The following is a 24,600-nucleotide window of genomic DNA, read 5'->3' on the forward strand; positions in this document are numbered from 1 at the left end:
CTTTCCCTGGAGGGACCTTGTCACCCCAACCCCTTTCCGTTCCGTCCGCAGCGCACAAAAGGGGGGGGACCACCGACGGGGGGGGAGGACGCCCCCCCCCCCCGCCGCCCCCCCCCCCCCCCCCACGGGGTGACCCGTCAGCGCAGGACGTTGTTGTACACGTAGTCGGCCACCTTGTCACCGACCACGGTGCCCTGTTCGGCGTCCGAGCGGAAATGCACACCCAGATAGACGCGGCTGAGCGCGTTCTCCCGTGCGATCTCGCTGAACGAGTTGAACGACCGGACGGCGTCCTTCGCGAACGGATCCACCGTCGTCGCTTCCAGCGTGTAGTCGAAGGTGTCGCTGCCGGTGTACCTCTTCATGATGCCCGCCCAGGCAGCCGCATAGGTGGCGTGGCCGGAGATGTACGCGGGGAACGGTGGCGAGAAGTGATTGCCCTCCAGATCCTGCGAGAGAGGCTGCCACGAAGCGTCCTTCGTGGTGGCCGCGTTCCCGTCGGTGTCCGCAAGGTGAATGGCAGTCTCGGGCCGCCACAGGTCCACCTCGGTGATGTACTTGGCGTCCCAGGCGGCTACGCCGGCGTCTGCCAGCGCGATCGACATCAGTGCGTACAGGCGGGCCGTCTGCGTCGGGCGACTGTCCGGCCACCGCTTCTCGACGACGTCGTTGGTGAGGGCGTAGAGGTGGCCCGGGGCCTTGTAGGTGCCGTCCAGGTCGTTGGCCCAGAAATGCGCGATCTCCGTCTGCTCCGCCGTCCGCTTGGTGGTGGCTGGGTCGGCACCGCCGTACTCCTTGACCTCGTTCATCTCCGCCGCGTACTGGGCGCTGGTGAGGGCTGGGGGCAGGGGCGGTCGGAACTGCGAGCCGTACTCGATCCCGAAGGGCTTCACTCGACCCCAGTTGGGCGTCAGCGGGGGGACACCGGGACTGGTGGGGCGCCAGTCGCCCGGCTGGTCTCCGGGGGTGTACGGCACGTTGATGGAAGAGGCGTCCCGCTCTCGCAGGAACGTGATCGCCCTTGAGGTCTTCTCACCTATGTCCTTGCCAATGGCGAAGGCTTCGGGCGTCGTGCTCGGCGACATCGCCAGGGCCGTTTCGAGCTCGTCGGTGAAGTCCAGTTGGGGCAGCGTTCTGCTCAGCACGCCGTAGGCGGCGTGGTCGATCGCCGCGTCGACGGACCCGCCCCCACCGGACGTGGGTCTGATGAGGTACGGCTTACCGATGGGGTGTATCGCGTTGACAGCGTCGTACACGGCAACGTTCATCATCGCGCCCGCCCGTGCCAGACTCCCCGGAGTGGCGTCAGCCTCCTTCAGGCCCTGGAAGCTCTCCACCAGAACCTTGTTCCAGTACACGACATGGTCGGACTGCCCGGCCCCCGCCGCCAGTTCGGCCTGCTGGGCCGCCATCGCCCGCTCGGGCACGGCGGCGAGGCTGCCGACTGCCATCGCCAGAGCTCCGGCGAGGAGAAGTGGAGTCCTGAACTTGCCGCTGTCGATGGTGCGTTGGAGTGCCACGTGCATCCGCCTTCCGTGGGACCGGTTCCATCTGATAGCGGGCGCGAACACGGTGATTCCCCGCGCCCAATCTCGACGTTCCTGCTCACGGGGGCACGGACGGACACATTCCCCTGTTGTGGCGTGAGTCACGTGGGGCGCGAGGTGAACGGGATGCCGGTCCGAGGCCTTCAAGGTTCCGCCGACCCGCCGACCCGCCGACCCGCCGACCCGCCGACCGCCACCTGGTCCGCTGGTCCGCTGGTCCGCATGGCCAAGATCCGCCGGCGCGTCGAACGCGACGCGCGCTTCCGGCCTCCCTCGGCCAGGATGAGGTTGCCGTGCTGGGACGTCCGATGCCCGGATGGCACGGAGGACCGTCGGAGGCGGCACCAGCCCGCGGCAAGGCGTGAGCCGGGCTGCTCCAGCAGGGTCGAACAGGGCGGCCGGAGCCACGGCGACCAGGCCGCAGATCGAGGTCGAGGCCCGCAGGACCTCACGGGCGGCCGTACGCGTGCCGACCGACGGACGCCCTTCTTCGGAAACCCGGTGGCGTCGACGATCAGGACGGCATCCCGGTCACCGAGGTGTTCCACGACGTAGTCGCGTACGTCGTCCAGGACCTCATCGGCGTCCCACTCGATCCGGTTCAGCAGCCGGCGGATGCGATCGGGACCCGCGTGCCCGGCCTCCTCCGCCGGCGTCCAGCCGTTTTCCGCTCCGGCATCCAACGGTGCGCAGCGGGTGCCATGTTGCCGACCGCAGCGTCCATGCGGTGACGCTCGCTGCCGGCGCGCATACGGGATCCCTCTTCGAGTTCACGGCCTGCGCTCGGCCTGAGACGACCGGTGAGGGTCGGTGCGGACGTGCGCACGTACCCCCTGCAGGCCGAACAGGATGAGAAGCTCGACCGCGCCGCCGTCGGCGCTGCCCAGCCAGTGGGGCAAGGACGTGTCGAACTCGGCTGCCTCACCGGCCGGCAGCGTCAGGTCGCGCTCGCCGATCACGAGCCGCAGACGTCCGTTGAGCACGTAGAGCCATTCGAAGCCTTCGTGGGTCTGCGGGGTCGGTTCGAGTGGTTCCGGCTGGGCGGGGATCACCATCTTGAACGCGTGCACCCCGCCCGGTCGCCGGGACAGGGGCACGAAGGTCATCCCGAACCGCCTGATCGGCTTGAGGTGGATCCGGGGGTCGCCGGTGCGCGGGGCGCCGACGAGGTCGTCCAACGGAACGTCATAGGTGCGGGCCAGCGGCAGCAGCAGCTCCAGACTCGGCCGACGCTGCCCGTTCTCCAGCCGGGACAGCGTGCTCTCCGACACGCCGGTTGTTGCCGTGAGGTCGGCGAGGGTGATGCCGCGGTCCCGGCGCAGCGCACGAAGGCGCGGCCCCACCGAGTCGAGCACTTCGTTGTCCGTCTCGCGATCCATCAGGCCATCTTGCCGTAACCGCAAGATTCCGTGCCACCTCGGGGGTGTCTGGCAAGACTGAACGCACACCGACACAAGGAGCCTTGATGAGCAGCACCGATGCGGTCGCGTTCTGGGACGGCGTCCACGCGGACCGGCCGGCGACCGGCGGCCCACGGCCCAACGCCCGCCTCACCGAGACGGTGACGGGCCTGCCGCCCGGCGATGCGCTGGACCTCGGATGCGGCGGCGGCGGCGACGCGCTGTGGCTCGCCGGCCAGGGGTGGCAGGTCACCGCCGTCGACATCTCGGCCGTGGCGGTGGAGCGGCTCACCGCCCTCGCCCGCTCACACGGCCTGGGCGACCGCGTCGCCACCGTGCGGGCCGACTTGCACGGCTCTTTCCCGCCCGGCACGTTCGACCTGGTCTGCGCCCACTACCTGCACACCCCCTTCGACCTGGACCGGGCAACCGCCCTGCGCTCGGCCGCGTACGCACTGCGCCCGGGCGGACGACTGCTGGTCGTGGACCACGGCTCGACCGCGCCGTGGTCGTGGAACCAGGATCCCGACATCCGCTACCCGGGCCCGCGGGAAGTCGCCGAGGGCATCGACCTGCCCCCGCGGACATGGACGGTCGAGCGGGCCGACGCGCCCCGCCGGATCGCGACCGGACCGGACGGGCGCACCGCGGAGGTCACCGACCACGTCCTCCTCATCCGCCGCACCGCATGACACGGCGGCCGGCGCCCGCATCCGGCGCAGGCAGAGAGACCACGGTGCCCAACACCGCGCCGGGCCGCCCCGCTCCCAGCGTCCGCTGGGCACTCACCCGCATGGTCGAGGAAACCGGCCGTCACGCGGGTCACGCGGACGTCCTCCGCGGACTCATCGACGGCACGACCGGGCGTTGATCCACCTTCTCCAGGACAGGAACCCATGATTACCGCACCACGGGCGCTGCCGCGCCGTTTACTCCGATCCGCGCGCACGGCGGCAACCGTCGTCCTGACCCTTCTGCTCACGATCGGCGCCGCGGCCTGTTCCCCGCCGGCAACCGGCGACGACGTCCCCGCCCACGCCGCCGTCACCCGCGACGATCCCCGGTTCCAGGACACCTTCCGACACGAGTTCGCCGATGTCGACGGCGTCCGTATGCACTACGTGACCGGCGGCAGCGGCACGCCGGTAGTGCTGATACACGGGTGGCCACAGACCTGGTACAGCTGGTGGCCGGTCATGCCGGAACTCGCCGAGCACCACACCGTCTACGCCGTCGACCTTCCCGGACTGGGTGACAGCACCGGTTCACCGACCGGCTACGACAAAGCCACGCTGGCACGGTACGTGCACACGCTGATCGCGGATCGACTCGGGGTGAGTGACGCCCGTGTCATCGGGCACGACCTCGGCGCCGCGGTGGCGTTCCAGTACGCCAGCCAGTTCCCCGACGACACCGCACGCCTCGGCTATCTCGACCTGCCGCTGCCCGGGCCCGCGATCGACGCCCCCACCTACCGCTCACTGAGCTGGCACATCGCCTTCCACTCCCAGCGACGGGTCCCCGAGACGGTCGTGGGCGACGACGTCCGCGAGTACCTGGCACTGTTCTATCCCCAAGTCTCGTTCGGGGGAACGGCGTTCGGTGGCACCTCTGACCGGTCCCCGTTCACCGGCGCCGAGATCGACGAGTACGCACGGACCTACAGTCGGCCCGAGGCCCTGTCGGGCGGCTTCGAGCTCTACCGTGCCCTCGACGAAGACGTCCGCGACACCGTGGCAGCAGCACCGATATCTGACCCGGTCCTGCTCATGACCGCCCAAGGACAGCTGGACGCGATCCGGGGCACCGTGGCCCCGCGCATGACCAACATCGTGCGGGCGGTGGACGTGCCGAACGCCGGGCACTGGCTCGTCGAGGAGAACCCCCGGTTCGTCACCGCCGAGCTCTTGCGTTTCCTCGACGGATGACGGGACTACGAGGCGAACGCTGCCGGATACGGCACTGGTGGGCGGGCCGCACGACCGCCGCCTCATGCCGCCGCCTCATGCCGGCGCCGGTGCCGACGCGATCGACGTGATGGAGTCAGGGCCCACCCGGCAGCACCCGCCGACCAGCCGTGCCCCCGCCGCCCGCCAGCCCCGCACCAGCTCGGGGGCGAACGAGGAACGCCCCCGCCACGCCCTGGCCCGCGCGTCCCAGGTCTCCCCGCTGTTGGGGTAGGCGACGACCGGCTTGCCGGTGATCCGGGCGGCGGTCTCGGCCGCGCCCGCCACGTCCTCGGGGGCGCAGCAGTTCACGCCCACCGCGATGACCTCCTCCGCGTCCGCCGCCAGGGCGAAGGCGTCCTCCAGCGGCTGACCGGCGCGGGTGCGGCCGCCCACGACCGTGTACGACAGCCAGGCGGGCACGCCGAGTCCGCGCACCGCCCGCAGCAGCGCCGCCGCCTCCTCGGTGTCGGGCACCGTCTCCAGGGCGAGGACGTCCGGCCGGGCGGCGGCCAGGACCTCCAGGCGGGGCCGGTGGAAGCGCTCCAGCTCCCCGGCGCCGAGCCCGTACCGGCCGCGGTACTCGGAGCCGTCCGCGAGCATCGCGCCGTACGGGCCGGCCGACGCCGCCACCCACAGAGGGCGGGCCGTCCGGGCCCGGCGGGCGGCCTCCCGGGCCAGCTCCACGCTCAGGGCGAGCAGTTCGGCCGCGCGCTCCCGGCCGATGCCGTGCCGGGCGAAGCCCTCGAAGGTCGCCTGGTAGCTGGAGGTGATCGCCACGTCCGCGCCCGCCGCGAAGTACGCGAGGTGTGCTTCGGTGATCGCTTCGGGCTCCTCGGCGAGCAGCCGGGCCGACCACAGCTCGTCGCTCAGGTCGTGCCCGGCCGACTCCAGTTGGTTGGACATCCCGCCGTCGAGCACGAGGGGGCGGCCGGAGGCGAGGGCGTCGGCGAAGTCGCTGGTCATGGCTCGACAGTAGTCACTCCACGGGGTGGGACCGGAGGTCTTGTCCCCCGTGAGAGCTACGGCGAGGTGTCCACCGTGAGGTGACGATCTTCGGCTGCCGGATCCGTAGCGTCGGGTGCAGTCCGCGGCACTCCGGCCGCGGGCCGCCCGGTCTTGGAGTCAAGGAGTTCTCCCGTGAGGTTTGTCTGGCAGTTCCTCGCCGTCATGGCGATCTACGCCATCAGCGGAAGTGCCGTCATGGCGGTGAAGGAGAACGACTGGCTCACGCTCGTCGTCGGTCTCACCTCGGCAGCGCTCGCGGTGCTCGTGTACGGGTGGGTGGTGCGGCGCACCGAGCACCGGCCGGCCCTGGACGTGGCCCGGAAGGGTGCCGTGGGCAAGACCGGGTGGGGGATCGTGATCGGTGTCGGGATGTTCTCGGCCGTCATCGCGAACCTCCTCGTCGCCGGGCACTACGAGATCGACGGCCTGGGCTCGGTGACGGGCGCGCTGGGGCTGGTCGGCTTCATGGCCGGCGTGGCCGTGGCCGAGGAAGTGGTGTACCGCGGTGTGCTGTTCAGGATCATCGAGGAGCGCACCGGTACGTACATCGCGTTGGCCCTGACCGGCGTCGTGTTCGGCCTCTCGCACCTGCTCAACGAGAACGCGACCCTGTGGGGCGCGATCGCCATCGCCATCGAGGCCGGCTTCATGCTCGCCGCCGCGTACGCCGCCACCCGCAACCTGTGGGTCCCGATCGGCGTCCACTTCGGCTGGAACTTCGCCGCGGCCGGCATCTTCAGCACCGAGGTGTCCGGAAACGGCGCCAGCCATGGCCTGCTGGACACCGCGATGTCGGGTCCGAAGCTGCTCACCGGCGGCGCATTCGGACCGGAGGGCAGCGTCTACGCGGTCGGCTTCGGAGCGCTGCTGACGATCGTGTTCCTGTGGCTGGCCCACCGGCGCGGCAACATCGTGCCCCGCTCCCGGCGCGCGGCGCGTGTCGATTCCACCGCTACACTTTCCCGGTGATCGGTCGTCGGCGGATTCTGGAGCTGTGGCACCGGCTCGACGTCACGGTCCGGGATCTCCCCTTCGGGGTGCTGCTCCTCGTCTCGTCGCTCCTGCCGGGGCTGCGCGGCAACGGGACGGAGGTCGGCGGTCTGCCGACCCAGTCCCTCGACGCGCTGGGCGGCGCGGCGCTCGTCCTCCAGTGTCTTCCGCTCGCCCTTCGCCGGCGGTGGCCGGTGCTCTGCCTCGCCCTGGTCGCGACCGGCTTCGCCGTCGACCAGATCAACGGGTACCACCTGATCGCGGGTACCGCGCTGCCCATCGCGCTGCTGAGCGCGGGGTCCTATCTGGAGCGGTACCGGCGGGTCACCCTGGTCGTCCTGTCCGTGGCGTACGTGCCGCTTGCCGTGGTGCTCCACCGGCGCGGTCCGGGGGAACCGGCGGCCGAGTTCGTGACGTTCTACCTTGCCATGGTCCTCGCGTGGGGTGTCGGCGTGTGGATGCGCTCCGTCCGGGCCGCGGAGGCCGAGCGCCGGGCCCGTGTCGCCGACGACGCCCGCGCCGCCGAACGCACGCGTATCGCACGCGAGTTGCACGACGTCGTGACCCACCACGTGACGGCGATGGTCGTCCAGGCCGAGGCGGCACGGTATCTGACCGCCGCGCCCGAGCGCCTCGACCAGAGCCTGACCGCCGTCAGCGACACCGGCCGGCGGGCCATCACCGACCTGCGGCACCTCCTCGACCTGCTCAACCCCGACCACGGCACCCCGCTCGGCACCGACCACGGCAGCGAGAGCAGGACGCCGCCCGTCGGCAGGCTGCTCACCCTCGTCGAGCAGACCCGACGGGCCGGGCAGCCGGTGGAGTTCACCGAAGAGGGCACGCCGCCGACCTCGACCGGCAGCGCGGACCTCGTGGCCTACCGGGTCGTGCAGGAGGCCCTGACGAACGCCCTCAAGTACGACCACGGCAGCCGCACCTCGGTCCTGGTGCACCACGGCGAAAGGGAGATCACCGTGGAGGTCGGCACGGACGGGTCCGGTTCGCGGGCCGCGTCGCCCGGCGGAAGCGGACGGGGCCTGGCCGGTCTGCGTGAACGGGTCGACGTCCTGGGCGGCGACTTCAGCGCGGGCCACAGGGAGGGCGGCGGCTTCGTCGTCCGTGCCCGCATACCCGCGGGGAGCCCGTCATGAGCGCGCCGGTCCGGGTCCTGGTCTGCGACGACCAGGTACTGATCCGCACCGGGCTGGCGACGATCATCGACGCCCAGCCCGACCTGGAGGTGGCGGGCGAGTGCGGGGACGGCCGGGCCGCGGTCGACCTGGCCGGCGAACTGCGCCCGGACGTCGTGGTGATGGACGTCCGCATGCCGGTGCTCGACGGCATCGAGGCGACCCGCCTGCTGGCCGGTGCCGGGGTGGCACATCCCGTCAAGGTGCTCGTGGTGACGACGTTCAACCTGGACGAGTACGTGTACGAGGCGCTGCGCGCCGGAGCGAGCGGGTTCCTGCTCAAGGACGCGCCGCCGGACCGGCTGCTGCACGGCATCCGTACCGTGGCCATGGGCGCGGCACTGCTGGACCCCGACGTGACGCGGCGGCTCGTGGGCCGGTACGCCGCCCGCATCCGGCCCGCCGAGGGCACCCCGCGCGACAGCCCGCTGACCCCCCGGGAGACGGAGGTCCTCCGCCTCATCGCGGACGGCCTGTCCAACAGTGAGATCGCCGCGGCCCTCGTGATCAGCCCCGAGACCGTCAAGACCTTCGTGTCCCGCATCCTCGCCAAACTCGGTCTGCGCGACCGGGTCCAGGCAGTCGTCTACGCCTACCGCCACGGCCTGGTGAACTGACGCGCCGCTCGGCTATCGGCGTCCGACCCGTTGACCTCTCCATGCCACACCCTTACCTTTTCGACGTTCGTAATCACAGATGACGTTCGACATGACGAACCAGTCGTGTCGGGCGCCCTGTCGAGAGGCAGCCCGCATGAGCCGCGCCGACGATCAGCCCGCCCAGCCCAGCCGGCCCAGCCGGTCCGGTCAGCCCGTTTCGCCTGACGGGCCCGCAGCCCCGGGGCGACGCCTGCTGTTGAAGGGCGCCGCGGTCGCGGGGGCCCTGGCCGCCGTCCCCGCCGCCGCGTCCGCCGCCACCGCCGCGTCCGCCTCCGCCACGCCGAGGAAGGCGGCCCCGTACGTGAACCCGCTCGTCCGCAACCGCGCCGACCCGCACATCCGCCGGCACACCGACGGCTTCTACTACTTCACGGCGACCGCCCCCGAGTACGACCGCATCATCCTGCGCCGCTCCCGCACCCTGGACGGTCTCGCGACCGCCCGCGAGTCCGTGATCTGGCGCAAACACGCCACCGGCGACATGGGCGCGCACATCTGGGCGCCGGAGATGCACCGCGTCGGCGGGAAGTGGTACATCTACTTCGCCGCCGCGCCCGCCGAGCGCGTCTGGGACATCCGCATCTGGGTCCTGGAGAACTCCCACCCCAACCCCTTCCGGGGCACATGGGTGGAGCGCGGCCAGGTGAAGACGGCCTGGGAGACCTTCTCCCTGGACGCCACGACCTTCACCCACCGCGGCACCCGCTATCTCGCCTGGGCCCAGTACGAGCCCGGCATGGACAACAACACCGCCCTGTGGCTGTCCGAGATGGAGAACGCCTGGACGCTGAAGGGCCCTCAGATACGGCTCTCCACACCCGAGTACGACTGGGAGTGCGTCGGCTTCAAGGTCAACGAGGGCGCGTCGGTCATCGCCCGCAACGGCCGCCTGTTCATGACCTACTCGGCCAGCGCCACCGACGCCAACTACTGCATGGGCCTGCTGACCGTCGACGCGGACGCCGACCTGATGGACCCCGCGAACTGGTCGAAGTCGCCGACGCCCGTCTTCACCAGCAACGACGCCACCGGCCAGTACGGCCCCGGCCACAACTGCTTCACCGTCGACCGGGACGGCCGCACCGACGTCCTCGTCTACCACGCCCGCCAGTACAAGGAGATCGACGGCGACCCGCTCGACGACCCCAACCGGCACACCCGCATCCAGCGGTTCGGCTGGAAGGCGGACGGCACACCGGACTTCGGCGTCCCGGTCGCCGACCACGCGGGGCGGGGGCGGGCGTGAGACGTTCAGCCGCCGTCACCCTGGTCGCCGTCGCGCTGGCCGCCGGAGCCCTGACCGCCGTACCCGCTCAGGCCCGGACCGGGGCACAGGACGGCGCCCACGGGATGGCCGACTGCACCGCCACGGCCTGCCACTTCGACGTCCCGCCGGGCACGTACGACGTGAAGGTGCTGCTCGGGGGCGAGGATGCCGCCCGGACCGCCATCGGCGGTGAGACCGGGCGGTCGCTGCTCGCGGAGACGGCCACCGGGGCCGGTGAGCGGGTCGCCCGGAGCTTCACCGTCGACGTGCGCACGCCCGAGGGCGAGCCCACCGGACCCGACGGCAGCCCGGGCCTGGACCTGGTGATCGGCGGTTCGGTGCCCGCCCTCGCCGGTATCCGGGTGACACCCGCCCGGCACGCGCGGCAGGTCCTCCTCGTCGGGGACTCCACGGTCTGCGACCAGCCGGGGGAGCCCTACTCCGGCTGGGGCCAGCAGCTGCCGCGGTACCTCCGCAAGGGCCTGTCCGTCGCCAACCACGCCGACTCCGGGGAGAGCACGGTCAGTTACCTGGCCGACCAGCGGCTGTGGGGCACCGTGCGGGCACGGATCCGGCCCGGGGACCTCGTGCTCGTCCAGCTCGCGCACAACGACAAGACGACCGACGGGGCGACCTACCGCGCCAACCTCGAGACGCTGGTGGCGGGCGTGCGGGAGCGCGGCGGCCGGCCCGTCCTCGTCACGCCGGTCGTGCGCCGCTGGTTCAACGCCGACGGCACCCTGAACAACGGCACCGCCCTCCTCGTCAACGGACTCGGCGTCGACCACCCGGCCGTCGTCCGCTCGGTCGCCGCCGCCGAGGGCGTGCCGCTGATCGACCTGACCGCGAAGACCAAGGCGCTCGTGGAGTCCCTGGGCGTGGAGGGCTCCAAGGCCCTCTACCTCACCGACGAGAAACGGGACAACACCCACACGTCCGCGCACGGCGCCACCGTCTACGCGGGCCTGGTACGGGACGAGCTGGTCGCCCAGCACCTGGTACCGCGCGGCACGGTACGGGCACGGTGAGCGTCCGGCCTCCGGCGGCGAAGGGCAGCCGGAGGCCGGACCACCCGCGCGCGGGGGACGGGGACACTTCGGCGCGCACCGAAACAACCGGCCCCTAGCGTGGGGGACATGAGCGACACGAACACCGCCACCACCGTCCCCCTCACGCCCGCCGCCGCGGTCACCGGCATGGTCGACCACGTCCTCGCCCTGGCCGCCACCTGGACCCGGTGGGACGGGCGGCCCGCGCACGTCGACGGCCGCGTCTACACCCCGCACAAGGCGATCCGCCGGGTCGCCGACCACATGGTCGACCACCTCGCCGAGCTGGAGGCCCGGCTGGCCGGCGAGGAGACCCAGCCCGACCACTGGCACGCCTCCATGATCACCACGGACGCGGACCGGTCCCCCTTCACGGCCGAGGACCTCGACGAGGCCCGCAGCCGCCTCGTCCGGCTCGCCCGGATCTGGGCCAACCGCCTCGACGCGCTCACCGACGAGCAGCTCGACCACTCGCCCGGCGAGGGCTGGAGCTTCCGCGAACTCGCCGTGCACCTCACCGAATCCGTGTACTACGCCGACGCGGTGGGCGATCTGTCGTGACCGCCTTCGCCCGCCTCCATCGCCCCGGCGAACCCCTGCTGCTGCCGTGCGCCTGGGACCACGCCTCCGCGCTCGCCCTCGCCGGGCAGGGCTTCCGGGCCATCGGTACGACCAGCCTGGGCGTCGCGGCGGCGAGCGGGCTGCCGGACGGGGCGTCGGCGACCCGCGAGGAGACGCTGCGGCTGGCCGTCACCCTGGGCTCGGCGCCGTTCCTGCTCTCCGTCGACGTGGAGGACGGCTTCAGCGACGACCCCGACGAGGTGGGGGAGCTGGCGCGGCGGCTGGCGGCGGCCGGAGCGGTCGGAATCAACCTGGAGGACGCTCTGGGCCCCGCCGACCGGCACGCGGCCAAGATCGCCGCGGTCAGAACGGCGGCCCCCGGCCTGTTCGTCAACGCGCGCACGGACACGTACTGGCTCCGCGAAGGCGAAGGCGAAGGCGGGGGCGAAGGCGAGGGCGGAGGCGCGGGCGACGGAGACGCAGGCGAAGAGGGGCGCGCGGCGGAGACGGTGCGGCGCCTGGAGGCCTACCGCGAGGCCGGTGCCCACGGCGTCTTCGTCCCGGGCCTCACCGACCCCGGCCGGATCGCGGCCCTGGCCGCGCACTTCGACGTGCCCCTCAACGTCCTCTACTCGCCCACCGGCCCCTCGCTGCCGCACCTCGCCGACCTCGGCGTGGGCCGCGTCAGCCTCGGCTCGCTGCTGTACCGGCGGGCGCTGGGCGCGGCCCTCCGGGCGGCGGCCGACATCGGTGCGGGCCGGTCCCCGGGCGGCGCGACGCCCGCGTACGACGAGGTGCGGGCCCTGAGCCGACCGGCCCTCAGGCGGGCCATCCCATGACACCGGTTCGTCGCCGTCAGGCCTGGCGGGCGTAGGACGTGAGGCGATCGGCGAACGCGAGGACGAGGTCGCGCAGTTCATCGGGGCGCTCGACGACGAACGGCCGGTCGAGTGAGGCGAGCACCGGGGGCAGCCAGTCGAGCCGCTCGGCCCGCAGCTCGACGCGCAGCCAGCGCTCGGCCGCCCGGCCCTCGCCCGCCACGGGCTCGTGTTCCTCCAGGCTCGCGACGCCGGCGGGCAGGCGGGCGCGGATCTGCTCGACCGTCCCGTGGATCCGCAGGGTCACCTCGTGCCGGTACTCGGCCGTGGCGAACGCTGACACCACACGCTGTGCCGGAGCGGGGCCCGCGGGCGCTTCGAACGAGCCGGGCAGGGTCCGCGCGTCCGCGATGCGATCGAGCCGGAAGGTCCGGTCCTCGCCGATCCGGGCGTCCGCGCCCGTGACGTACCACCTGCCGGAAGGTCCCGAGGAACCCCCTCAGGCCGCGTCCGTCCGCTCGCGCGGCCAGTGCTCCAGCGCCACGTGCAGGGCGTCGACCGCCTTCTCCCAGGAGGCCTGTACGTCGCGCGGGGCACCGAAGGCGCCGGCGGCCTCCAGGGCGCAGTAGCCGTGGAAGGTGCTGCGCAGCAGGCGTACGGCGTCGGTGAGGTCGGGCTCGGTGAGGCCGTAGGCGTGCAGCATGCCGTAGGTGATCTCGGCGGTGCGGCGCAGGGCGGGGGAGCCGGCGGCGACGGACTGGTCGACGCGGATCTGCGTCGCGGCGTAGCGGCCGGGGTGGCGCAGGGCGTACGAGCGGTAGGCGCCCGCGAAGGCGGCCAGCGACTCCTTCCCGGCCCGGCCGGCCACGGCCGCCGCGATCTCCTCGATCAGCTCGCCGCCGGCCAGCAGCGCGACCCGGACGCGCAGGTCCTGGAGGTTTCTGACGTGTGTGTACAGGCTCGCGTCCTTCACCCCGAAGTGCCGGGCGAGCGCGGAGACGGTGACACTCTCGAACCCGGCCTCGTCGGCGAGGTCGGCGGCGGCCGCGACGACGCGTTCGGTCGTAAGGCCCGCTCGGGGCATGGGCCACCTTCCCTCTTCCTAGGGATCCTAGGTTTCATGCTAGAGCAGGCAGGGCGGCAGGCGGGGCTCATCTCCGAGTCGTTAAACGTTCATCTTCTGCCTCGATTCTCCTCGGAGCCGCGCACGGCGGCGGTATCCAGGAGGAACTTCATGGGGCACGGACACGGTCACGGGCACGGCCATCACCACCACGGACACGCACACACGCACGACCACGACCACGAGGCCGCGCAGCCCCTGCCCGCCGCCTTCGACACCAGCGTCCCCGACGAGGCCCTGAGCCCCGAACAGCAGTCGCGCCGCGGTCTGCTGCGCCGTGCGGGTCTGCTCGGCGCCGGACTGGCCGCCGGCACCGTCCTCGCCCAGACCGCGGCCGCCGCCCCCGCGCAGGCCGCGGGCAACGGCCGCCGCAAGAAGGGCTTCCTCTGGCTCGCCGGCGACCACCACATCCACACCCAGTACAGCAGCGACGGCAAGTACCGCGTCGTCGACCAGGTCCGCCAGGGCGCCCGGCACGGCATGGACTGGATGGTCATCACCGACCACGGCAGCGTCACCCACGCCAAGATCGGTGTGGAGAAGGTCAACCCGGACATCCGCGAGGCCCGCGACACCTACGAGGACACCCTCGTCTTCCAGGGCCTGGAGTGGAACATCCCGGCCGCCGAGCACGGCACGGTCTTCGTCCACCCCGGCAAGAACGAGGTCTCCGTCCTCAAGCAGTTCGAGACCGGCTACGACGGCGGAGTCAAGGGCGCCACCGCCTCCACGCCCGCCAACGAGGCCCTCGCCGTCGCCGGACTCTCCTTCCTCGCCGACCAGGTGAAGCGGCGCAAGGTCAAGGACGCCCTGATGCTCGCCAACCACCCGGCGCGCAAGGGCATCGACTCCCCGCACGAGATCCGCGCCTGGCGCGACGCCACCGGCACCGGCGACCGGCAGATCGCGGTCGGCTTCGAGGGCGCCCCCGGCCACCAAGCGGCCGGCCTGCCGAAGCCGCTCGGCATGGGCCGCGCCCGCGGCATCTACGACGGCAGCCCCGGCGCCAACTCCTTCCCCGGCTACCCGCTGGAGAGCTACCGCACCTGGGGCGGCTTCGACTGGATGACCGCCACCGTCGGCGGCCTGTGGGACAGCCTGCTCGCCGAGGGCCGCCCCTGGTGGATCACCGCCAACTCCGACTCCCACCAGGTGTACGGCGACACCGCCGCGCGCGGCGGCGGCGACTTCAACGCCAACGGCCGCTACGACGACCCGGTCTACGCCGGCCGGATCGACGTCACCCAGGGCGACTACTGGCCGGGCCAGTACAGCCGTACCCACGTCGGCTCCGACGGCTTCAACTACGCCGCCGTCATGGACGGCATCCGCGCCGGCCGCATCTGGGTCGACCACGGCCAGCTCATCAGCGGCCTCGACGTGCGCGTGTCCGGCGGCGGCCGCTGGGCCACGCTCGGCGGCGCCCTGCACGTCCGCAAGGGCACCCGGGTCACCCTGTCCATGGACGTGGCCCTGGCCGGCGGCCCCAACTGGGCCGGGTTCACCCCGAAGCTGGCCCGGGTCGACGTCATCCAGGGCGACGTGACCGGCGAGGTCGCCGACAAGGACACCTTCACCGCGCCGACGGCGCGGGTGGTCAAGTCGTACGAGGTGAACAAGGACACCGGCACCGTCCGGCTCACCTACGACCTCGGCCGCGTCGACCGCCCCGTCTACCTCCGTACGCGGGGCACCGACGGCAACCGGTCCGCCGTCGGCGCGCTGGGCGCGAAGGTCGACCCGGCCGGTCCCGCCATCGACGTCGTGGGGGACGCCGACCCGTGGCGCGACCTGTGGTTCTACTCCAACCCGGTGTGGATCCTGCCGTCGTGAAGCAGCCCTCCGCGCCGTACGTCATCGGCATCGACACCGACGCGGCGACGTTGCGCGAGGCCGACCACCTGCTCCAGGCGCTCGCGGCCGAACTCGACCTCCCCGAGGGCGTCTTCGGCTGCACGCACCTGGTGCGGGACGGCCGCCCGCGCGTCGCCCTGTCGCTGGCCGCCGAACGGGAGCCGGTCCTGCGCACCGCCCGGGACCGGCTCACCGCCCAGGGGTACGAGGTCCGCGACGGCGCCCCGGACGAGGCCGGCCGTGCCGTCCTCTACCCGGGCGCGGGCGCCCTCACCGGCACACTGACGCTCGCGGAGCTGCTCGCGCGCTCCGCGATCGACCGGGTGACCGTACTGGGCACACCGGGCGAACCGGACCCGGACATGAGGCTGGTGACCCGGGAACACGTCCGACCGCAGTGGCAGAACGGCCGTCTCGTCCTGTCCGCCATGCCCGCGGCGGGCGGCACCCTGGTGCCGTTCGAGGACCCCGACCCGACGCCGTGCTGCGCGGACCACTGACGACGTCCGCACGGGGGAAAACCCCCCGGTGGCACACGGGTTGACCGCATGGCCGCGCACACGGTCCGCTTCGTACGGTCGTCGCATGAACCGGACGAGCAGAGTGATGACGGCCGCGGCGGTGGCCGCGGCCCTGTCAGTGAGCGCAACGGCCGTCTCCGTGGCGCAGGAGGCCCCGGGCGGTCCCGCAGGGCCCGCCCGGGTCGCGGCGGACGGCGTGCGGGGAGCGGTCGTCTCCACCGAGCACCTGCGGACGCTGTCCGCCGGCGAAGTGGCGGCCGAACTGGCGGGCGACGAGGAGGGCGCCTGGGACACCGGCACCGTGCGGTACGGGGTGGACACCTACCGGATCGTGTACCGCACGGTGGACCCGCACGGGCGCCCCACCACCGCCAGCGGCCTGCTGGCCCTGCCCCGCAACGGCGAACGACGGCTGCGCACCGTGTCGTTCACCCACGGCACCGAACTGTTCAAGGGTGACGTGGCGTCCGTCTCGACGAGCGTGTGGGACCAGGCCCCCGCCCTCACCCACGCCTCCGCCGGATTCGCCACGGCGCTCCCCGACTACCTGGGACTGGGCCTCGGTCCGGGACCGCACCCGTGGATGGACATCCCCTCCGAGACCACCGCGGCCCTGGACATGCTGCGCGCCTCCCGCGCCGTCGCCGCGGAACAGGGACGCCACCTGCGCCGCGAGGTGTTCGCCACCGGCTTCAGCCAGGGCGCCTCGGCGGCACTGGGACTCGCCCGGGCGCTCCAGGAACGCGCCGACGACTGGTTCCGGCTCGGCGCGGTGGCACCGGTCAGCGGCGCCTACGCCTTCCGGGACGTGGAACTGCCCGCACTGTTGGCCGGGGAGACGGAACAGAAGGCCGGTGTGATCTACGCGGCCCTCACCCTGGTCGCCTTCAACCGGCTGCACCACCTCTACGACAGCCCCGCCGAGGTGTTCGAGGAGGACTACCACCGCACGATCGAGGGCCTGTTCGACGGCACGCACCCGGGCCAGGACGTCGTGCTCGGCACCCCGGACACGCTGGAGGAACTGCTCACACCCCACGGCCGGGCCATGCTGGAGCACCCTTCCGGGAGGCTGGCCGAGGCCCTGCGGGTGACCGACGGGGTGTGCGCCGACTGGACACCGCGGGCCCCGCTCCGGCTCTACCACGCCGAAGGCGACGAGCAGGCCGTCACCGCCAACACCGCCCACTGCCGGGCCGCCCTGCGTGCCCGCGGCGTCCACGTCCGGACCGTCGACCTCGGCACCCCGGACTACGAGAACTCCCGGCACCTGGGCTCGCACCAGGCGGGCACCGCGGCCGTGGTGCGCTGGTTCCGCTCCCTGGCCTAGAGGCCGGGGAGGTGGGGGAGGTCGGGGTGCCGGTGTTCTCGCGTGAGTGAGTGAGTGCGGGCGGGCGCCCGGCCGGGCACGCCCGCCGAGCGGTGCGGTACCACCGCTCGCGGGACCGGAGACCGAGACCGAGACCGAGGCCGGGGCGCCCGGGCGGCTCAGCCGGCCAGCACCCCCCGTACGAACGCGTTGGTGAACTTCCCCGCCGGGTCCAGCGCCCCGGCCAGCGCCCGGAAGTCGTCCAGCCTCGGGTAGAGCGCGCGCAGCGCCCCCGCAGGTGTCGTGAACACCTTCCCCCAGTGCGGCCGGGCCGCGAAGGGTGCCAGTGCCGCCTCCAGCCGCCGCACCACCGGCAGCACCGCGGCCGTGTCCTCGACCCAGGTGAAGTGCGCGGCCACGGTGTCCCGGCCGTAGGAGGGGCTCAGCCACTGCTCGTCCGCGGCGACCGTGCGGATCTCACAGGTCTGGAGAACGGGCGCGACGACCTCCCGTATCGCGTCCATCGCACGCAGGGCGTCCAGCGCGTGCTCGCGCGGCATCAGGTACTCCGACTGGAGCTCGGCACCGCTGCTGGGCGTGAACTCGGCGCGGAAGTGCGGCAGCCGCTCGTGCCAGGGGCCCGGCACCCCGAACTGCTCGGTGCAGTTCACGGCGGGCATCCCCGGCACCGGATGCATCTTCTCGGTGGCCGGCGCGGCGTACGGGAAGTCGGGCAGCGGCTGGTCGGTGCGCCGCTTCAGCCACACCTGCCGGAAGCCGGGAGCCCGCCAGTCCGTGAAGAGGCTCACGCTGTACGCAGCCGCCACCACCGTCTCGAACGTCGCCGTGTCCAGGCCGTCCAGCGGCAGCTCGGTGAAGACGTGCTGCTCGACCTCGTAGGCCGGCTCCAGGTCGAGGGTGAGCGAGGTCACGACGCCCAGCGCGCCGAGCGAGGTCACCGCGCCGCCGAACCGCTCGTCGCCGCGGGCGACGGTCACCGTCCCACCGTCCGCCGTGACCAGCTCCACCTCGCGCACGGACGAGGAGAGCGGCCCGTTGCCCACCCCGGAACCGTGCGTGCCGGTCGCCACCGACCCGGCGACCGAGATGTGCGGCAGCGAGGCCATGTTCGGCAACGCCAGCCCCCGCCCGTGCACCAGCCGGGCCAGCTCCGCGTACCGGACGCCGCCGCCGACCCGTACCGTACGGGCCGCCGTGTCGACGTCCACCTGGGCCGGCAGCGCGGCCAGTGACAGCAGGACGCCCTCGGACCCCGGCTCGGCGATCTCGTTGAAGGAGTGCCCGCTGCCCAGCACCCGCACCCTCGCGCTGTCCGCCACCAGGGCCCGCAGCGCGTCCAGTGAGTGCGGCCGGAGCAGCTCCTTGGCCGTGTACGTGATGTTGCCGGCCCAATTGGTCACCGTGATGTCGCTCATACCGCGGAAACCTACCCGGCGCGTCTGGAGGGGCCCCGCGCGGGAAGCCGCACGGGCGGGGGCATACCGTGAGAAGTCGAACGCCTGAGCCGGGAGGAGACAACGGGATGGGCAGCCGTACCGCGCTGGTCGAGGATCTGATGGAGCGCTTTCCGCACGTACCGCGGGAAGCCGTCTTCAAGGAGGACCTGCTCCGCGGCGGGGTGGCCTTCGACCCCTCCGCGCTGAGCGACAACGAGGACGGCGAGGTCAAGCCGAAGTCGTACTTCATCTTCTCCTTCGACCACGGCACCCTGCCGGAGCTGGGCGAGGCCGCGCTGCGCCGCCCGCCCGAGGAGATCATCCTCACCGGAGGCCCCTACGACCTGCGCCGCACCGTCGTCTCGGTCCGGGTGAACCCGGCGTCCCCCTACCGCGTCGCCGCCGACGAGGAGGGACAGCTCGGTCTCTACCTGGACGGCAGGCGGATCTCGGACGTCGGCGTGCCGCCCATGCCCGAGTACTACCGGCACAAGCTCTCCAACGGGAAGTCGGTCATGGAGGTGGCCCCGACCATCCAGTGGGGCTACCTGATCTACCTGACCGCGTTCCGCGTCTGCCAGTACTTCGGCGCCAAGGAGGAGTGCCAGTACTGCGACATCAACCACAACTGGCGCCAGCACAAGGCGGCCGGGCGGCCGTACACGGGCGTGAAGGACGTCGACGAGGTCCTCGAGGCGCTGGAGATCATCAACAAGTACGACACCGCCAAGATCTCCACCGCGTACACGCTCACCGGCGGCGCGATCACGTCGAAGGTCCAGGGCCTGGACGAGGCCGACTTCTACGGGCGGTACGCCAAGGCCATCGAGGAGCACTTCCCCGGCCGGTGGATCGGCAAGGTCGTCGCCCAGGCCCTGCCGAAGCCGGACGTCCAGCGCTTCAAGGACTACGGCGTGCAGATCTACCACCCCAACTACGAGGTGTGGGACGAGTACCTGTTCAAGATGTACTGCCCCGGCAAGGAGCGCTACGTCGGCCGCGACGAGTGGCACAAGCGCATCCTGGACTCCACCGACGTGTTCGGCGCGCGCAACGTCATCCCGAACTTCGTGGCGGGCGTGGAGATGGCCGAGCCCTTCGGCTTCAAGACGGTCGACGAGGCCATCGCGTCCACCACCGAGGGCCTGCGCTTCTTCATGTCGCACGGCATCACGCCCCGCTTCACCACCTGGTGCCCCGAGCCCACCACCCCGCTCGGCAAGGCCAACCCGCAGGGCGCGCCGCTGGAGTACCACATCCGGCTGCTCGAGGCGTACCGCGCCACGATGGACGAGTTCGGCCTGTCCTCGCCCCCCGGCTATGGCCTGCCCGGCGCCGGCCGCGCGGTCTTCTCGGTCAGCTCCTTCATGGACAGCCTGCCGGAGGACGAGCCCGTCGAGGTGTGAGCCGCCGTACGAGCGGACCCGAAGACACGAGTCACCGCCACAGGTCTCCACGCCGGACGGCGGTGACCGGGCGAAGGCCCGGCCCGGGGCGGGGAGGCCGGCTGCCCGCCCCGGGCCCGCGGGGAGACGAGTCCGACTCCCCGCCCCAGGCCCGCGGGGAGGGGTCAGCAGGACGGCTGTCCCGGGACCCGCACGGTGAAGCTGACCACCGGTCCGAGCCACACCCGGTCGCCGTCCGCGAGGCGTTCCGTCCGGCCGGGGGCCAGGACCCGGTCGTTGACCCGCACCCCGTTGGTGGCGCCCTGCGGGACCTCCGTCAGCGAGACCGTGCCGTCCTCGCCGTGGGTGATGTCGGCGTGCCGGTCCGAGACCGTCGGTTCCTCCGCGAGGAGGCCGGCCGCCTCCGGGGCCCAGGCCGGGTCCCGTCCGAGGCGCAGTTCCCCGCCGGGCGGTACTTCGAGGTGGCTCCCGGCGCCGCGGAACACCAGCCGCAGCGCCGCGGTCCGGGACGGCCCCCGCGCGGTGCCCGCCGGCGCCGGGCCGCTCCGGAGCGGCGACAGACACGCCGGACAGGAGGCCGTGCCGGCCGGGAGCCGGGCACCGCAGTGCGGACACGTGACGAGGCGTGGTGTGGCGGCGGGCGGCGCCACGGGTGACGTGGCGCCGCGCCCGAGCGGACGCACACCGGACAGCGGGACCAGGTCCAGGCCGTCGTCCTCGGGCCCTCCCGCGTCGTCGTCGCCCCCGTGGCCGGGCACCGTCATCGCGCCCCGCCCTCCGCGCCGTTCCCGAAGTCCACCGCGATCTCCACCCGTCCGGCCTCGTCCTGCCTGACGTCCGAGACCAGCGCCACCGCCCCCGGGGCCAGATGGGGCTTGGCGAACAGGGCGCGGGCCAGCGGGTTGATCAGGTGGGTCTCCAGGACCATGCCGATGCCCCGCCCGCCCTTCCACGGGTCCTTGGTGCAGTGGCCGAGCAGCACCTCACGCGCCTCGTCGGTCAGTTCCAGCACGATGCCGTGCCCGGCGGCCAGCTGCCGCCGGACGTTGCCGACCTGGAGATCGAAGATCTGCTCCGCCACCTGGGGGGAGATGAAGTCGAACACCACGACGTTCCCGCCCAGCCGGTTCATCAGCTCCGGCCGTCCGATGACCCGTTCGAAGTGCTCCTTGATGTTCCTGCGGACCAGGGCCTCCAGCTCCGGGTACGGCGTGCCCGGCTCCACCAGCGGCTGCCACTCCTGGGTCTGCGGATCGGTGCGCTGCACCCCCAGGTTGGAGGTGAAGATCAGCACGCACTCGCTGAAGTACGTGGTGACGCCCTGCCCGTCGGTGAGCCGGCCGTCCTCCAGGACCTGGAGGAACTTGTCGAGGACGCCCTTGTCGGCCTTCTCGATCTCGTCGAAGAGGATCACCCGGAACGGGTTCTCCCGTACCGCGGTGGTGAGTTCACCGCCCGCCTCGAAACCGACGTACCCGGGCGGCGCCCCGACCAGTCGGTCGGCGGAGTGCGCCGCGGAGAACTCGCTCATGTCGAACCGGAGGTACGCCTGGTCGCTGTCGAACAGCACCGAGGCGACCGCCTTCGCCAGCTCGGTCTTGCCGGTGCCGGTGGGCCCGGCGAAGAACAGCACGCCGCGCGGCCGGTGCCCGGGGCTGGTGGCCTGCGCACCGGAGAGCCCCAGCGCGGCCCGCTTCAGGATGTCGAGGGTCATCGCCACGGCCGCCTCCTGGCCCAGGACCCGTCGCGGGATGGCCCGTTCGTCCGTGGGGTCCTCGCCCTTGAGGATGCGCCGGCGGATCTCGTCGCGGCTCCACGGGTTGCGCTCCACGCCGAGCCGGTAGATCCGGACCGCGTCCGGCATCCGGTCGAACGGGAGGTGCCGGGCGAGGGCGAGGCGCAGGCTCTCCTGCATGGCGGTGAGGTTCATGCCGGAAGCGGCCCGCGCGAACGCCCCGACGGACTCCTCCGCCTCCTCCTCCGTCGCGCGGCCGGCCGCCCGCGCGGTCGTCGTCCGCTCCCCGTCCGGCTGCCAGGACGGCGCGGCGCGCAGGTACTCCCGCCGCAGCTGCCGCGCCATCCGCCGCCGCTCGTCCGCGTCCGGCTCGGGCACCGCGACGGTGCGGATCCGCTCGCTGCCCGTGAGCAGCCAGTTCGGCAGGTCCCGTTCGCCGTCGGCCAGCCAGATCAGCGGGTTGAACAGCGATCCGGCCGCGTCGTCGGTGGCGCCCGGCGGGCCCGGTACGGGCTTGGCCTCGACCGCGAGCTGGAGGCAGGCGAGGAAGAAGTCGCGCTCCTCGGGGGTCAGCCGGTTCACGTCGCCCACCAGCCGTGAGGCGTGGTCGATCACCAGGGCCACGCGCAGCGGCGGCAGTACGCGGTCGCCGCGCACCTTGGCCCGTTCCGGCCCCCAGCCCTCACCGATCGCCCTCAGCTGCGCCACCGTGCGCTGGGTCTGTGCCGGACCGGCGCCCGGGAAGTCCAGCGGTTCCAGGAGCGTCAGCACCGCCTCCCGGACGTTGTCGTCCGCCTGCATCACCTGGATGCCCGAGACCTGGTCGCACAGCAGCAGCGCCTGGTAGCCCAGCGGGCGCAACCGGTTCCACAACACCCCCAGCAGGGGAAGCGGATGGTCGCGGTCGCGGATCCGCACCAGGTGCAGGTCGCGGAAGTTGCCGTACAGGACGTACTGCGCGTGCACGCTCAGGGTGCCCGCCAGCTCCTCCGCGAAGAGCGGGAACCGGGCTTCCTTCTGCAGGTTCATGTGTCCTTCCCGATGGGGGTGCCCCCGCCGTGTCAGCGGGTCCGGTCACCGACGGTCCGGTGTTTGCGGGCGGGGGTCCCGTGGTCCGGTGCGCGGTTCCGCGCGCCCGCCGCGAGCACCTCGTCCAGTGCGACGGCGCCGTCCTCGCCGCGCAGGCCCGGCAGCGCGCCCCCGGTCTGTTCGACGCGCATGTCCAGGTCCAGCCCCAGCCCGCGTGCCACGACGGCGAACTCGTCGATCCGGAGGCGGGCCTCCGCGCAGCGTGCGTCGTCCACCGCCAGGTCCTCGGGCCGCCGCTCGCCCGGGCCGCCGCCGCGGTACATCGTGGCGATGCGCAGCGTGCCGTGGACCAGGGTCAACCGGAGCCAGTGGTCGGGCCCCCAGCCGTCCGGGGTCCAGTCCAGTCGCAGTTCCTGCCCCTCGGGACGCGTCGCGTCCGCCGGGCCGCCGTAGCGCTCCGCCAGTTCGGCCATCACCCCGGTCAACTGGGTGCGCACGTACAGCCCTTCCAGATACGTCAGCCGTTCGGTGACCCGGAGTTCCACCAGCCGCCGCTCCTCGGGAGTGAGCGGCACCCCGTCCGCCAGGAGCCGGCGCAGGGGCTGCTCCGCGTCCGGCGCCTCGGGCAGCGGCTCCGTGTCCTCGGGGGCGCGGCGGGTGAGGAAGTCCAGCTGGGCGGCGGCCCACTCCTCCTCGGCCCGGCAAAGGCGTGCCTTTCGGTTGGCGTCCTGCACGAACTTGCGGGCCTCGCCCAGGTGGCGGCGGGCCCGTGTCGGGTTCTCCCCGGCGTGCCGTGCGGCCCGCCCCACCGACGCGACGGCCAGTTCGACGGTGGCCGGTGCCGCCTGCGGATCCAGCGCGGCCAGGATGTCCGCGCCCAGCCGGCGGACGGCCTCGGCGTCCCGTTCCGTCTCCGCCGTCGCCCGGGGCGGTTCCGCGGGGGGCTGACCGGTCCGCTCCGCGGCCGGCTCACGGTGCGACATGTGGCGGGTCAGCATGGCGTCCCGGCGCTCCCGGATCAGGCGCCGCCAGGCGTCGTCGGCCTCGTCCGCGTCGTCCATCACGTCCGCGAGCCGGCCGACCTCCCAGGCCGTCTGCGTCTCCTCGGCCCGGCGTACGGCCTCCTCGAAACGGGCCAGGTCGGCGCGGAGCGCGCCGAGCGGACGGCCCACCGGGTCCAGTGGCGGAGGCAGGTCGGGGCGCGGCGGCCCCTGGTCGCCGCCGGACGGGACGCCGGCGCGCGCGTGCCGGGCCAGCAGTGCGGTCCTGCGGGCGTTCGCCCGTACCACCGCGTACGCGGCCGCCTCCCACTGTTCGGCGCAGGTGGCCGACAGGGCCTCCTGCCGCTCCAGGCAGCGCTGTTCCTCGGCCGCCCGGACGGCGGCCGAGGCGAGGGCCCGGGTGGTGAGCATCGCGGCGCGGCCCGCGAGCAGGACGCCGCTGAGCGTGCCGAGGACCTCCACGGCGGCCTGGGCCGCCTCCTGCAGCCCGTGGCTCACCGCGTCCGACACCTGCGTGGCGGCGTCGCCCGCGTGGGTGGACGCCCGGGCGGCGGCGTCGCCCAGCTGTGCCGCACCGGCATCGGGCACCGCGGACAGGTCGACCGGTGGTGCCGGGGCCGGGAAGGCCACGGCCGGTGCCACCAGGTCGAGGGTGGGAAACGCGGCTCCTGCGCTCATCCCCTGCCTCCCGTTCTCTGCTCATGTGCATCGGAATGTCGGTGCCGGA

Annotated in this window: 21 protein-coding genes and 3 pseudogenes; 14 read left to right on the forward strand and 10 right to left on the reverse strand. The window is 72.8% G+C overall.

Translation table 11 applies throughout. The annotated features are described in order from the left end of the window. Positions 1–137: 137 nt before the first annotated feature. The 3 genes and pseudogenes from ACZ7G3_RS17805 to ACZ7G3_RS17815 all read right to left on the reverse strand — a co-directional run bounded on the left by ACZ7G3_RS17805 (position 138) and on the right by ACZ7G3_RS17815 (position 2,926). A complete protein-coding gene (locus ACZ7G3_RS17805; RefSeq protein WP_470926567.1) occupies positions 138–1,451 on the reverse strand; it encodes a vanadium-dependent haloperoxidase in 1,314 nt (437 codons plus the stop codon). Between the two features lie 572 nt (positions 1,452–2,023). Then, a pseudogene (locus tag ACZ7G3_RS17810) lies at positions 2,024–2,215 on the reverse strand (transposase); the annotation flags it as partial. Between the two features lie 102 nt (positions 2,216–2,317). Then, on the reverse strand, positions 2,318–2,926 hold the full coding sequence (locus ACZ7G3_RS17815) for a helix-turn-helix domain-containing protein (protein WP_470926569.1): 609 nt from the start codon (positions 2,924–2,926) through the stop codon (positions 2,318–2,320). Between the two features lie 86 nt (positions 2,927–3,012). On the opposite strand from ACZ7G3_RS17815, the gene ACZ7G3_RS17820 reads away from it, so the two are divergent. The 3 genes and pseudogenes from ACZ7G3_RS17820 to ACZ7G3_RS17830 all read left to right on the forward strand — a co-directional run bounded on the left by ACZ7G3_RS17820 (position 3,013) and on the right by ACZ7G3_RS17830 (position 4,875). Next, positions 3,013–3,639 carry an SAM-dependent methyltransferase gene (locus ACZ7G3_RS17820; RefSeq protein ID WP_470926571.1) on the forward strand — a complete coding sequence of 209 codons (627 nt, stop codon included), beginning with the start codon at positions 3,013–3,015 and terminating at the stop codon, positions 3,637–3,639. An 8-nt stretch (positions 3,640–3,647) separates the two neighbouring features. Further along, positions 3,648–3,818: pseudogene (locus ACZ7G3_RS17825) on the forward strand (mycothiol transferase); the annotation flags it as partial. Positions 3,819–3,843: 25 nt separating this feature from the next. After that, positions 3,844–4,875: an alpha/beta fold hydrolase gene (locus tag ACZ7G3_RS17830; RefSeq protein ID WP_470926573.1), complete on the forward strand. Its 1,032-nt coding sequence runs from the start codon at positions 3,844–3,846 to the stop codon at positions 4,873–4,875. A 75-nt stretch (positions 4,876–4,950) separates the two neighbouring features. Here the strand turns inward: ACZ7G3_RS17830 and mmuM are convergent, their stop codons facing one another. After that, a complete protein-coding gene (mmuM, locus tag ACZ7G3_RS17835) occupies positions 4,951–5,859 on the reverse strand; it encodes a homocysteine S-methyltransferase (RefSeq protein ID WP_470926575.1) in 909 nt (302 codons plus the stop codon). A 174-nt stretch (positions 5,860–6,033) separates the two neighbouring features. On the opposite strand from mmuM, the gene ACZ7G3_RS17840 reads away from it, so the two are divergent. From ACZ7G3_RS17840 to ACZ7G3_RS17870, 7 genes are all read left to right on the forward strand, one after another. Beyond that, complete coding sequence (locus ACZ7G3_RS17840; RefSeq protein ID WP_470926576.1) at positions 6,034–6,870, forward strand: lysostaphin resistance A-like protein; 837 nt, start codon at positions 6,034–6,036, stop codon at positions 6,868–6,870. Continuing rightward, positions 6,867–8,045 carry a sensor histidine kinase gene (locus tag ACZ7G3_RS17845; RefSeq protein ID WP_470926578.1) on the forward strand — a complete coding sequence of 393 codons (1,179 nt, stop codon included), beginning with the start codon at positions 6,867–6,869 and terminating at the stop codon, positions 8,043–8,045. The genes ACZ7G3_RS17840 and ACZ7G3_RS17845 overlap by 4 nt, the downstream gene beginning before the upstream one ends. Beyond that, positions 8,042–8,701, forward strand: a complete 660-nt coding sequence (locus tag ACZ7G3_RS17850; RefSeq protein ID WP_470926580.1) for a response regulator — start codon at positions 8,042–8,044, stop codon at positions 8,699–8,701. The genes ACZ7G3_RS17845 and ACZ7G3_RS17850 overlap by 4 nt, the downstream gene beginning before the upstream one ends. Positions 8,702–8,837: 136 nt before the next feature. After that, complete coding sequence (locus ACZ7G3_RS17855; protein WP_470926582.1) at positions 8,838–9,989, forward strand: glycoside hydrolase family 43 protein; 1,152 nt, start codon at positions 8,838–8,840, stop codon at positions 9,987–9,989. Beyond that, positions 9,986–11,038: a rhamnogalacturonan acetylesterase gene (locus ACZ7G3_RS17860; protein WP_470926584.1), complete on the forward strand. Its 1,053-nt coding sequence runs from the start codon at positions 9,986–9,988 to the stop codon at positions 11,036–11,038. The genes ACZ7G3_RS17855 and ACZ7G3_RS17860 overlap by 4 nt, the downstream gene beginning before the upstream one ends. Positions 11,039–11,146: 108 nt before the next feature. Beyond that, positions 11,147–11,620 (forward strand): hypothetical protein, encoded by a 474-nt coding sequence (locus tag ACZ7G3_RS17865; protein WP_426599375.1) that lies wholly within the window; start codon positions 11,147–11,149, stop codon positions 11,618–11,620. Beyond that, complete coding sequence (locus ACZ7G3_RS17870) at positions 11,617–12,459, forward strand: isocitrate lyase/PEP mutase family protein (protein ID WP_470926586.1); 843 nt, start codon at positions 11,617–11,619, stop codon at positions 12,457–12,459. Before ACZ7G3_RS17865 ends, ACZ7G3_RS17870 begins: the two co-directional genes overlap by 4 nt. Before the next feature lie 16 nt (positions 12,460–12,475). On the opposite strand, the pseudogene ACZ7G3_RS17875 reads toward ACZ7G3_RS17870, so the two are convergent. Both ACZ7G3_RS17875 and ACZ7G3_RS17880 read right to left on the reverse strand, forming a co-directional pair. Continuing rightward, positions 12,476–12,919, reverse strand: a pseudogene (locus ACZ7G3_RS17875) (WYL domain-containing protein); the annotation flags it as partial. 18 nt (positions 12,920–12,937) lie between these two features. Further along, entirely contained in the window at positions 12,938–13,522 is a 585-nt protein-coding gene (locus ACZ7G3_RS17880; RefSeq protein WP_470926587.1) for a TetR/AcrR family transcriptional regulator, read from the reverse strand. A 150-nt stretch (positions 13,523–13,672) separates the two neighbouring features. Here ACZ7G3_RS17880 and ACZ7G3_RS17885 point away from each other — a divergent pair, with 150 nt between their 5' ends. The 3 genes from ACZ7G3_RS17885 to ACZ7G3_RS17895 all read left to right on the forward strand — a co-directional run bounded on the left by ACZ7G3_RS17885 (position 13,673) and on the right by ACZ7G3_RS17895 (position 17,266). Further along, the gene (locus ACZ7G3_RS17885; protein ID WP_470926589.1) at positions 13,673–15,394 is read left to right on the forward strand and encodes a PHP domain-containing protein; all 1,722 of its coding nucleotides are present in this window, start codon (positions 13,673–13,675) and stop codon (positions 15,392–15,394) included. Then, positions 15,391–15,915, forward strand: coding sequence for a hypothetical protein (locus tag ACZ7G3_RS17890; RefSeq protein ID WP_470926591.1), 525 nt, complete (start codon positions 15,391–15,393; stop codon positions 15,913–15,915). Before ACZ7G3_RS17885 ends, ACZ7G3_RS17890 begins: the two co-directional genes overlap by 4 nt. Before the next feature lie 85 nt (positions 15,916–16,000). Next, positions 16,001–17,266 (forward strand): alpha/beta hydrolase family protein, encoded by a 1,266-nt coding sequence (locus ACZ7G3_RS17895; RefSeq protein ID WP_470926593.1) that lies wholly within the window; start codon positions 16,001–16,003, stop codon positions 17,264–17,266. Between the two features lie 158 nt (positions 17,267–17,424). Here the strand turns inward: ACZ7G3_RS17895 and ACZ7G3_RS17900 are convergent, their stop codons facing one another. Then, entirely contained in the window at positions 17,425–18,681 is a 1,257-nt protein-coding gene (locus ACZ7G3_RS17900) for an FAD-binding protein (protein ID WP_470926595.1), read from the reverse strand. A 107-nt stretch (positions 18,682–18,788) separates the two neighbouring features. Here ACZ7G3_RS17900 and ACZ7G3_RS17905 point away from each other — a divergent pair, with 107 nt between their 5' ends. Beyond that, positions 18,789–20,108, forward strand: coding sequence for a radical SAM protein (locus tag ACZ7G3_RS17905; RefSeq protein WP_426599367.1), 1,320 nt, complete (start codon positions 18,789–18,791; stop codon positions 20,106–20,108). A gap of 164 nt (positions 20,109–20,272) precedes the next feature. Here ACZ7G3_RS17905 and ACZ7G3_RS17910 read toward each other — a convergent pair whose 3' ends face one another. The 3 genes from ACZ7G3_RS17910 to ACZ7G3_RS17920 are packed head-to-tail and all read right to left on the reverse strand — an operon-like array spanning position 20,273 to position 24,551. Further along, a complete protein-coding gene (locus tag ACZ7G3_RS17910) occupies positions 20,273–20,872 on the reverse strand; it encodes an FHA domain-containing protein (protein ID WP_470926597.1) in 600 nt (199 codons plus the stop codon). Next, positions 20,869–22,872 carry an AAA family ATPase gene (locus ACZ7G3_RS17915; RefSeq protein ID WP_470926598.1) on the reverse strand — a complete coding sequence of 668 codons (2,004 nt, stop codon included), beginning with the start codon at positions 22,870–22,872 and terminating at the stop codon, positions 20,869–20,871. The genes ACZ7G3_RS17910 and ACZ7G3_RS17915 overlap by 4 nt, the downstream gene beginning before the upstream one ends. A 32-nt stretch (positions 22,873–22,904) precedes the next feature. Beyond that, complete coding sequence (locus ACZ7G3_RS17920) at positions 22,905–24,551, reverse strand: hypothetical protein (RefSeq protein WP_470926600.1); 1,647 nt, start codon at positions 24,549–24,551, stop codon at positions 22,905–22,907. Positions 24,552–24,600: the final 49 nt, after the last annotated feature.

The organism is Streptomyces sp. NPDC037271, assembly GCF_055603605.1.

Bases quoted from the DNA above. Each gene is read 5' to 3' on its own strand.
- ACZ7G3_RS17805 (WP_470926567.1), bottom strand. From the start codon at position 1,451: ATGGCAGTCGGCAGCCTCGCCGCCGTGCCCGAGCGGGCGATGGCGGCC.
- ACZ7G3_RS17815 (WP_470926569.1), bottom strand. From the start codon at position 2,926: ATGGATCGCGAGACGGACAACGAAGTGCTCGACTCGGTGGGGCCGCGC.
- ACZ7G3_RS17820 (WP_470926571.1), top strand. From the start codon at position 3,013: ATGAGCAGCACCGATGCGGTCGCGTTCTGGGACGGCGTCCACGCGGAC.
- ACZ7G3_RS17830 (WP_470926573.1), top strand. From the start codon at position 3,844: ATGATTACCGCACCACGGGCGCTGCCGCGCCGTTTACTCCGATCCGCG.
- mmuM (WP_470926575.1), bottom strand. From the start codon at position 5,859: ATGACCAGCGACTTCGCCGACGCCCTCGCCTCCGGCCGCCCCCTCGTG.
- ACZ7G3_RS17850 (WP_470926580.1), top strand. From the start codon at position 8,042: ATGAGCGCGCCGGTCCGGGTCCTGGTCTGCGACGACCAGGTACTGATC.
- ACZ7G3_RS17855 (WP_470926582.1), top strand. From the start codon at position 8,838: ATGAGCCGCGCCGACGATCAGCCCGCCCAGCCCAGCCGGCCCAGCCGG.
- ACZ7G3_RS17865 (WP_426599375.1), top strand. From the start codon at position 11,147: ATGAGCGACACGAACACCGCCACCACCGTCCCCCTCACGCCCGCCGCC.
- ACZ7G3_RS17880 (WP_470926587.1), bottom strand. From the start codon at position 13,522: ATGCCCCGAGCGGGCCTTACGACCGAACGCGTCGTCGCGGCCGCCGCC.
- ACZ7G3_RS17885 (WP_470926589.1), top strand. From the start codon at position 13,673: ATGGGGCACGGACACGGTCACGGGCACGGCCATCACCACCACGGACAC.
- ACZ7G3_RS17895 (WP_470926593.1), top strand. From the start codon at position 16,001: ATGAACCGGACGAGCAGAGTGATGACGGCCGCGGCGGTGGCCGCGGCC.
- ACZ7G3_RS17900 (WP_470926595.1), bottom strand. From the start codon at position 18,681: ATGAGCGACATCACGGTGACCAATTGGGCCGGCAACATCACGTACACG.
- ACZ7G3_RS17905 (WP_426599367.1), top strand. From the start codon at position 18,789: ATGGGCAGCCGTACCGCGCTGGTCGAGGATCTGATGGAGCGCTTTCCG.
- ACZ7G3_RS17910 (WP_470926597.1), bottom strand. From the start codon at position 20,872: ATGACGGTGCCCGGCCACGGGGGCGACGACGACGCGGGAGGGCCCGAG.
- ACZ7G3_RS17915 (WP_470926598.1), bottom strand. From the start codon at position 22,872: ATGAACCTGCAGAAGGAAGCCCGGTTCCCGCTCTTCGCGGAGGAGCTG.
- ACZ7G3_RS17920 (WP_470926600.1), bottom strand. From the start codon at position 24,551: ATGAGCGCAGGAGCCGCGTTTCCCACCCTCGACCTGGTGGCACCGGCC.